The following is an 8,546-nucleotide window of genomic DNA, read 5'->3' as shown; positions in this document are numbered from 1 at the left end:
TTCATATGAATACTTCAGCTCAATTAGTTTCTTTTTATCATACCCAGATTGCATAAGGTTAAAAGTGATTTTCATAAGAAAATTTTAATAACTTCTTAATTTTCACATTTCTTAATTATTTGATTAATTAATGCTTAGAAATGGTTAACATATGAGTTTGAAATCTCGCTTTATATTATTGAAATAAAGTTAGATAAATACATCTTGTTAATAAGATCTTATTTTATATGAGAGGAATATTTTGAATACATTAGTTCATCAATATCACCCATTAGGTTTTAAAGGGTCGCGTATTGCTCAAGGTTTTTGGAGAGCAGATGAATGGAATATGACAAAAGAGTCTCGCTTATCATTTATAGAGGCCTGTCTTGAATTGGGCGTAACCACATTTGATCATGCCGACATCTATGGGGATTATCAATGCGAAGCTTTATTTGGTGATGCGTTAGCATTAAAGCCAAGTTTAAGAGATAGCATGCAGCTCATATCTAAATGCGGAATCAAACTCAAGTCTAATGCCAGACCAGAGCATGAAATCTATCAATATGATCTTAGTTTTGATCATATTGTTGCTTCGGTAGAAAATTCTTTGTTGCAACTACAAACTGAGTATTTAGATCTGTTGCTCCTGCATAGGCCAACCCCATTGATGGATGCTGATGAAGTGGCGCGTGCGTTCGAACACTTAATGATTCAAGGTAAGGTTAAGCATTTTGGTGTGTCTAACTTTACACCCGCTCAATTTGATCTTCTGCAGTCTAGAGTTGATGTTCCTCTAATTGCGAATCAATCTGAATATTCAGTGTTGCAGACACAGTCTTTTGACAATGGTGAAATTGATCACTTACATCAGCATGCTGTAACGCCTATGGCTTGGTCTCCTTTTGCCGGTGGTCGTTTATTTAGTGGAAGTAATGAGCAGGAAGTGAAGGTTCGTGAACAGCTTCAAGCGATATCAGAAAAATATGATGGCGCTAGTGTTGACCAACTTGCACTTGCTTGGTTGTTAAAGCACCCCGCTGGAATTTGCCCAGTTTTGGGGTCTGGTAAGATAGGCAGATTAGAAAAAGCGGTAGCGGCTAGTCAGCTTAAATTTGCTGATGATGATTGGTATCGTGTGTGGTGTGCTTCTACAGGTAAAGATTTAGCCTAAGCTATTTGGTGCTGGACTTAACATGTCTTTGTTAGGTCCAGACTAGAGTTGAAACCAAGCTCTAGTTCCGGACTTTATGTGTTATGAGTTGCGATACTGCCAAACATTATCTTTTATAGGCTTAAAACCTATCCCTTTTAGGTAGCGTCTGTTTGCTTCGCTCTGAGCATTTGCTGTTATATTATCGATTTTAAACTTCTCGGCAAAATGGTTGTTATCACCAAATAAATAATTACCTAATCGAGCGTCACGGTAGGTTGGGGTAACTAAATCAAGGTCTATTTGAAAGTGGCTTTCGCTCAATCGTATACCTGACAGTATTCCTACAACAGTTTCCTGATCAGTTAATAAATAATATTCTCTTCTTTCATCCTGTTTAAAAATATCAAAGTCAGGAAAGAAGTGTTTAATATCCTTGCTATACCTATCTAAGAAAAAACTTATATAACCTGACTGGCCAGATTCAGTGCCACTTTTAATAACATTGAATTCGACTTTTGCTCGATAAATTTTTATTAAATAAAAAATATTGATACAAGCTGTGAAAGAATTTACCGCAGCAACAGGATAAGCACCAATTAAAAAGCCGTATAAAGCAAAGGTGAGACCACCTGCTAAATTGAGCCACCTTAGTCGGACAATTGAGCTCATGGTTAAGGAGATTGCGACTAAAGCGGATGCGATATATCCCATTAGTTCAAGTAGATTCATTTATGTGCTCTCATAGTTAAAATGTCTTCTGAATGGAGTTCATAAATTATATGCTAGTATCGAATAAAAGTTAACCGATTGGTCAAATTTAGATTATTTACCACAGCACTTTTTAAATTTCTTGCCAGAGCCGCAATGACAGGGGTCATTACGACCTATTTTCATCTCTGCGGAGTTAACTAATGGCGTATTTTGTTCTACTTCATGTTCTCCAGAGATATAAAACCATTCGCCTTTTATGCGCTTAAATAAAGAGCGTTCACTAAGTTTGCCAATATGTTTGCCTTCTTTGAAGTGAGCAGCAAAAGACACCATGCCTTCTTTGTCTTTTTCAAGCCCTTTTTCAGTCTCTAAAATCTCTAGTTTGATCCATTGAGTATCGTTATTGCAGTCAGCAATTTCAGCTTCATCTTGATTCGGGCTGCTTTTTAATTTTTGAGTGCGATTAATATAAGCAAAGTTGTTTGTATAAAATGCACTGTAACGAGAACGCATTAACGCTTCTGCAGTCGGCGCTGTCCCTGGGTTGTTATGATACATGCCACAGCAGATTTCGTAGGGTAAGCTACTGTTACAAGGACAGTTATTTGGGGTAGACACGCGAGACTTCCTCTTTTTTTACAATTAAGTTATTAATGCCATAAGGCAATAAAATGCGGTTATAATACGCCATTATTCTTTGACTGACAGGAAAATTTTGTGAGTGGCGCTACAACTTCTACTTTTTTTTGGTTTGATTTTGAGACAACTGGCGTAGATCCAGCACGTGATAGACCTATGCAGTTTGCAGGCATTCGTACGGATCTTGAGTTCAATCAGATAGGCGAACCTATTATGATTTACTGTCAATTGGCTGAAGATGTATTGCCTCATCCTGATGCCTGTTTACTGACAGGTATTAGTCCTCAGGACGCAAATCGTGAAGGCTACCCTGAAACAGAATTCATGGCCTTAATTGAAAAAGAGTTTGCTAAACCTGGTACTTGTTCTCTTGGATACAATAGCATTCGCTTTGACGATGAGGTTGTGCGCTATGGTTTCTACCGCAATTTTATCGACCCTTATGCCCGTGAGTGGCAAAACGGCTGCTCACGCTGGGATATTATTGATCTTGTTCGTATGTGTTATGCCATTAGGCCTGAAGGAATCAATTGGCCAAAAAATCAGGAAGGGCAAGTTTCTTTGAAGCTTGAAGACCTGACCAAAGCTAATGATATTGCTCACGAGCAAGCACATGACGCCTTATCAGATGTGTATGGCACGATTGAAATGGCTAAGTTGATTAAACAAAAACAGCCTAAGTTATATGACTACTATTTCAAGATGCGTGAAAAAGGGGAGTTACAGCAATTCATTGACCCTTATCGCATGAAGCCGTTTTTACATATTTCAGGTATGTTTGGTCTGGCTAAAAATTACGCCGCGTTTGTGGCTCCGATTGCTCCTCATCCGACGAATAAAAATGGTGTGATCTTGTTTGACCTTATGGAAGATGCTCAGCCACTTATTGATCTATCTGTTGATGAAATCAGGCATAGAGTTTTTTCAAATAAAGAAGAACTTGGTGATATCCCCCGATTACCACTTAAAACCTTGCATTATAATCGTAGTCCAGCTGTTGCGCCGGCTACCTTCTTAAAGGATGCCAGTGTTGTCGCTCGACTAAACTTAGATGGAGAAATTTGCCGTCAAAATTTAGCCATATTAAAAAGTTACCCTGAACTTGCTAATAAAATTAGCCAAGTGTTTATGCAGGAAAGAGAGCAGATTGATAAAGACCCTGATGTAATGTTGTATTCAGGAGGTTTCTTTTCTCGTGATGATAAAGCGCGTATGGCACAAATTAGAGATACTGGCCCGAACTCCTTATCAGAACTTGCTTTATCGTTTGATGATAGGCGTTTACCTGAAATGCTAATGCGTTACATAGGTCGTAATTACCCTGAGCAACTTTCAGATACTCAAAGGCAAGAGTGGGAAGAGTATCGTAGTACTAAACTTTTGGATGAAAGTGCTGGTGCGAGTATTTGTATGGATGCATTTTTTGCAAGATTAAATGAACTTGCACTAGATACTGAATTACCTAAAGGTAAGCAGATTATGTTACAAGATCTTGCCGATTATGCTCAAAGCATTTATCCAATGGGTTAGTTTTATCTATGAATAACAAGACATTAAGGAGATAACCTTGGCTGATTCTCATAGAGCGACTTACTTTTTAGTAGGCTTTGCATCTTTAGTTATTATTATTGCAGGCTTAAAAGCCGCATCTGCAATCGTAGTGCCTTTTATGCTGTCTATGTTTATTGCAATTATTTTTGCACCGCTCTTGGCTTGGTTGGCAACTCATAAGGTGCCTATCGGTATTGCTGTGATGCTAGTTGTTTTACTCATGGTGTTTTCTGTAGGGTCATTGGTTATCTTTGTTGGTAGTTCATTAGATGACTTTTATGCCGCGCTTCCTGGCTATAAAGAAAGGTTATCGAATGAATTGTCAGGTGTGACTGAATTGCTCAGTCATGTGGGAATTACGATATCTGCCGATCAAATAAGAAGTTACTTTGACCCTTCAATCTTGATGCAGGTTGTGACAAACGCACTCAGTAGCTTGGGTGGTGTGCTGACAAATGTATTTGTTGTGTTGATGACTGTTGTATTTATTTTATTTGAAGCGGCTGATTTTCCAACAAAGCTTTCCGCTGCTATGGATGATGCCAGTGGCTCTTTGAAGCGCTTTGATGCTTTTTCAAAAGCCGTTAATCAGTACCTTGCCATTAAAACCTTAGTGAGTATTTTGACGGGGTTTGTTGTGGGAATCTGGCTTTGGATAATTGGAGTGGATTTTCCTCTATTATGGGGTGTGTCGGCCTTCTTGTTAAACTTTGTACCTAACATAGGTTCTATTATTGCGGCAATTCCGGCGGTTATGTTGGCTTTTGTGCAGTTGGGCGGATTAGCATCTGGCTTGGCTGCTTTAGGTTTTCTTGTCATTAATTTGGTTGTCGGCAATATGATAGAGCCAAGGTATATGGGCAAAGGCTTAGGCTTATCCACCTTAGTTGTCTTTTTGTCTTTGATTTTGTGGGGCTGGGTATTTGGTGCGGTAGGTATGCTGCTTTCCATTCCACTGACTATCATTGTTAAGCTGGCGTTAGAAGCAAACCCAAGAACACGATGGATTGCGTTGATGTTAGGTTCTCACGCAGAAATGCCACATTATAATAAAGTGATTGATGGTATGGCGATTGGCCATGAGAAGTAACTAATAGATGCTTGTTATAGTCAGTAGGCTATACTCTTTACTGGCTATACTCTGATCATAAACATCTGCTTGATTTATTCTGTTTTTGTTTGATTTATGTATAGCGAATTGAAGTGATAAAACCTAGTCAATTTGGCTCTAGTTATGTGTGGGAAGGGTGAATTTGGCAGTTAATGTGGTGAATTCAAATTCAGTGGCTTAGATTAAAGTCTAATTTAACAATAAGCCTAAATTGATGGTGTTTGTTGCTAGCTATCATTGTTTAGTTGGTATACAATGCGCCGCAGAATTTCCCCGGATATTTGCAACTTAACTATTTTGATTTCCGATATAGTCCTGCGGACGGCCGGATTCATTATGGTCAACCTAGTTGCCCCCACCAAAACTAAAGGTATTCACATACATGTCTGACGCTGATATTCAGCCTACTTTTGCTTCATTGGGCTTAGATGCCAATGTCTTAAAAGCCGTAGTCGATCAAGGCTACGAACAACCATCACCTATCCAAGCGCAAAGTATTCCTCATTTGTTAGAAGGTCACGACCTTTTAGGGCAAGCGCAGACAGGTACAGGTAAAACAGCGGCTTTTGCGCTACCGTTGTTATCGAGAATTAACCCAAAAGATAAAAACACTCAATTATTGGTTCTAGCACCAACACGTGAGTTGGCTATTCAGGTTTCTGAAGCATTTCAAACATATGCTCGTAATATTCCTGATTTCCATGTTTTGCCAATTTACGGTGGTATGTCCTACGATACGCAGCTTCGTCAACTAAGACGTGGTGTGCAAGTTGTTGTAGGTACACCAGGCCGTGTTATGGATCACATTCGTCGTAAGACATTGAAGCTAGATTCTTTACAAGCACTTGTGCTTGATGAAGCGGATGAAATGCTTCGTATGGGCTTTATTGATGATGTTGAATGGATCTTGGAGCATACACCAGAGCAGCGTCAAATCGCTTTGTTCTCTGCAACTATGCCCTCTGTTATTCGCCAAGTGGCTAACCGTCATCTGAATAATCCAAAAGAAGTAAAGATTGTTACTAAAACAGCAACAAATACTTCGATCGAACAGAAATATTGGCAAGTAAGTGGTCTACATAAACTAGATGCGTTAACACGTATTTTAGAAATGTCGGAACACGACGGCATGATTATCTTTGTTCGTACCAAGGCTGCAACTGTTGAGCTTGCTGAAAAGTTGACTGCTCGTGGTCATGCTTGTGAAGCCTTAAATGGTGACATTAGCCAGAATTTACGTGAGCGTACAGTTGAGCGAATTAAACGTGGTCAAATCGATATCCTAGTTGCAACCGATGTTGTTGCTCGTGGTCTAGATATCGATCGTATTAGCCATGTTGTTAACTATGATATCCCTTACGATACAGAATCTTATGTTCACCGTATTGGTCGTACTGGCCGTGCTGGACGTACAGGTACAGCTATTTTATTTGTAGCTCACCGTGAACGTCGTATGTTGCAAGCAATTGAGCGCGCAACTCGCCAGCCAATTGAGCGTATGCAGCTACCAACAGCATCTGACATTAACACCCAGCGTGTTAATCGCTTTAAGCAGCGTATTACAGATACTTTAGATAATGCTGATCTAGACTTCTTTATCGAACTAGCTGAAAGCTATCAGAAAGAGCATGAAGCTGAGCCGCTTAAAGTTGCTGCTGCACTTGCTCACATGGCACAAGGTAAGACTCCATTACTACTTTCTGAAATGGAAGTGCGTCAAGAGCGCCGTGAGCGTAATGACGAGCGTAACGATCGTCGTGAGCGCTCTGATCGTGAGCCGCGTAAGCAACGTCCATTAACACTTGAGCCTATGCCACTTAAGGATAGCCCTGAGACTAAGATGACTCGTTACATCTTAAGTGTTGGTTATCGTGATGGTGTTAAGCCGGGTAACATTGTTGGTGCGATTGCAAATGAAGCAGACATCGAAAGTCGCTACATTGGCCACATTGAAATTTATGAAGACTATGCGACAGTCGATCTTCCTGCTGAAATGAAGCAAGATTCAGTAGAGAAGCTTGCTAAAACGCGTATTTGTGGTCAACGTGCTGAAGTTAGCGTGCTTGAATCACTGGATAAGTTACCTCAGCGACCTGCTGGTGACCGTCGTCCTCGTCGTGATGGTGATCGTCGCCCACGTCGTGATGGTGATCGTCGTCCGCGTCGTGATGGTGATCGTCGTCCGCGTCGTGACGGTGACCGTCCACGCCGTGATGGGGATCGTCCTCGTCGTGATAATAACTCCTAATTTGGAGTTGAGAAAAGGCCGCTATTGCGGTCTTTTTTTTAGCTAAAATTTGTTTAAATAAATCTTGTAGTAGTAAAGGGCAGAGTATGAATCAAATCACTATTTTAAAACCTGATGATTGGCATCTACATTTCAGAGATGGCGATATGTTGAATGAAACTGTGCCTGCAACAGCACGCTGCTTTTCTCGCGCTATTGTTATGCCAAATCTTGTACCACCAGTAATAAATGGTGAGTTGGCTATTGCTTATCGCGATCGTATTTTGGCAGCACGTCCTGTAGGAAGTGACTTTGAGCCACTTATGACGATTTATTTAACCGATAAAACAACTGCAGAAGATATTCGTTTAGCGAAAGAAGCAGGTGTTGTTGCTGCAAAGTTGTACCCAGCTGGTGCAACAACTAACTCGGATGCTGGTGTTAGTGCGTTTGATGCTTTATACCCTGTGTTTGAAGAGTTGGCAAAACAAGACTTATTGCTCTTAGTACATGGTGAAGTGACACATAAGCACATAGACATCTTTGATCGTGAAAAAGCATTTATCGATCAATATATGGCTGCTGTAGTTGAAAAAATTCCACAGTTAAGAGTGGTTTTTGAGCATATTACAACAGCTGATGCGGCTGAGTTTGTAGCTGGAGCGCATGATAATGTAGCCGCTACAATTACACCTCAACATTTGCTGTTAAATCGTAATGATATGCTTGATGGTGGAATTAAACCGCATAATTACTGTTTACCAATTTTGAAAAGAAATACTCATCAAAAAGGTCTGCAAGCTGCTGTTGCTTCTGGTTCTAAGAAGTTCTTTTTGGGGACAGATTCGGCGCCTCATGAGCAGCATCGTAAAGAATCTGCGTGTGGTTGTGCTGGTTGTTATAGTGCCTGGTCTGCCTTAGAACTTTATACACAAGTTTTTGATGATCTTGGCGCACTCGAGCATTTAGAGGCATTTGCCAGTAAGAATGGACCAGACTTTTATGGTTTAGCGAGAAATACTGAAACAGTGACACTTGTTAAAGAAGACTGGCAGGTTCCTGAACAAATTATTTTGCCAAACGGTAACCCTATTGTGCCTTTCTTTGCTGGTCAGACTGTGAACTGGAAATTAAAGGCTTAATTTGAGAGATTAGCCCTATTGTGAAAAGCA

The 8,546-nt window shown here is 40.2% G+C and carries 7 protein-coding genes; 5 read left to right on the top strand and 2 right to left on the bottom strand.

Going from position 1 to position 8,546, the window contains the following annotated elements; genetic code table 11:
* Window positions 1-241 precede the first annotated feature (241 nt).
* The gene (locus tag TW85_RS14260) at window positions 242-1,153 is read left to right on the top strand and encodes an aldo/keto reductase (RefSeq protein WP_046017807.1); all 912 of its coding nucleotides are present in this window, start codon (window positions 242-244) and stop codon (window positions 1,151-1,153) included.
* 81 nt (window positions 1,154-1,234) lie between these two features.
* On the opposite strand, the gene TW85_RS14255 is transcribed toward TW85_RS14260, so the two are convergent.
* Window positions 1,235-1,864: a GNAT family N-acetyltransferase gene (locus TW85_RS14255; RefSeq protein WP_046017806.1), complete on the bottom strand. Its 630-nt coding sequence runs from the start codon at window positions 1,862-1,864 to the stop codon at window positions 1,235-1,237.
* A gap of 93 nt (window positions 1,865-1,957) precedes the next feature.
* Window positions 1,958-2,464 (bottom strand): YchJ family metal-binding protein, encoded by a 507-nt coding sequence (locus TW85_RS14250; protein ID WP_269447929.1) that lies wholly within the window; start codon window positions 2,462-2,464, stop codon window positions 1,958-1,960.
* A 99-nt stretch (window positions 2,465-2,563) separates the two neighbouring features.
* Here TW85_RS14250 and sbcB point away from each other — a divergent pair, with 99 nt between their 5' ends.
* From sbcB to pyrC, 4 genes are all read left to right on the top strand, one after another.
* Entirely contained in the window at window positions 2,564-4,015 is a 1,452-nt protein-coding gene (gene sbcB / locus TW85_RS14245) for an exodeoxyribonuclease I (RefSeq protein WP_046017805.1), read from the top strand.
* A gap of 37 nt (window positions 4,016-4,052) precedes the next feature.
* The gene (locus TW85_RS14240) at window positions 4,053-5,126 is read left to right on the top strand and encodes an AI-2E family transporter (protein WP_046017804.1); all 1,074 of its coding nucleotides are present in this window, start codon (window positions 4,053-4,055) and stop codon (window positions 5,124-5,126) included.
* Between the two features lie 403 nt (window positions 5,127-5,529).
* Window positions 5,530-7,395: a DEAD/DEAH box helicase gene (locus TW85_RS14235; protein ID WP_046017803.1), complete on the top strand. Its 1,866-nt coding sequence runs from the start codon at window positions 5,530-5,532 to the stop codon at window positions 7,393-7,395.
* 86 nt (window positions 7,396-7,481) lie between these two features.
* Window positions 7,482-8,516 (top strand): dihydroorotase, encoded by a 1,035-nt coding sequence (gene pyrC, locus TW85_RS14230; RefSeq protein ID WP_046017802.1) that lies wholly within the window; start codon window positions 7,482-7,484, stop codon window positions 8,514-8,516.
* Window positions 8,517-8,546: the final 30 nt, after the last annotated feature.

Origin of the sequence: Marinomonas sp. S3726, assembly GCF_000967665.1 — a bacterium.
Taxonomy (GTDB): Bacteria; Pseudomonadota; Gammaproteobacteria; order Pseudomonadales; family Marinomonadaceae; genus Marinomonas.
The sequence above is the reverse complement of the archived record's forward strand: the minus strand, read 5'-3'. Positions and strand labels throughout refer to the sequence as shown.

What these genes read in the sequence shown, in the direction of transcription:
- TW85_RS14255 (WP_046017806.1), bottom strand. Translation starts at nt 1,864, where the DNA reads ATGAATCTACTTGAACTAATGGGATATATCGCATCCGCTTTAGTCGCA.
- TW85_RS14235 (WP_046017803.1), top strand. Translation starts at nt 5,530, where the DNA reads ATGTCTGACGCTGATATTCAGCCTACTTTTGCTTCATTGGGCTTAGAT.
- pyrC (WP_046017802.1), top strand. Translation starts at nt 7,482, where the DNA reads ATGAATCAAATCACTATTTTAAAACCTGATGATTGGCATCTACATTTC.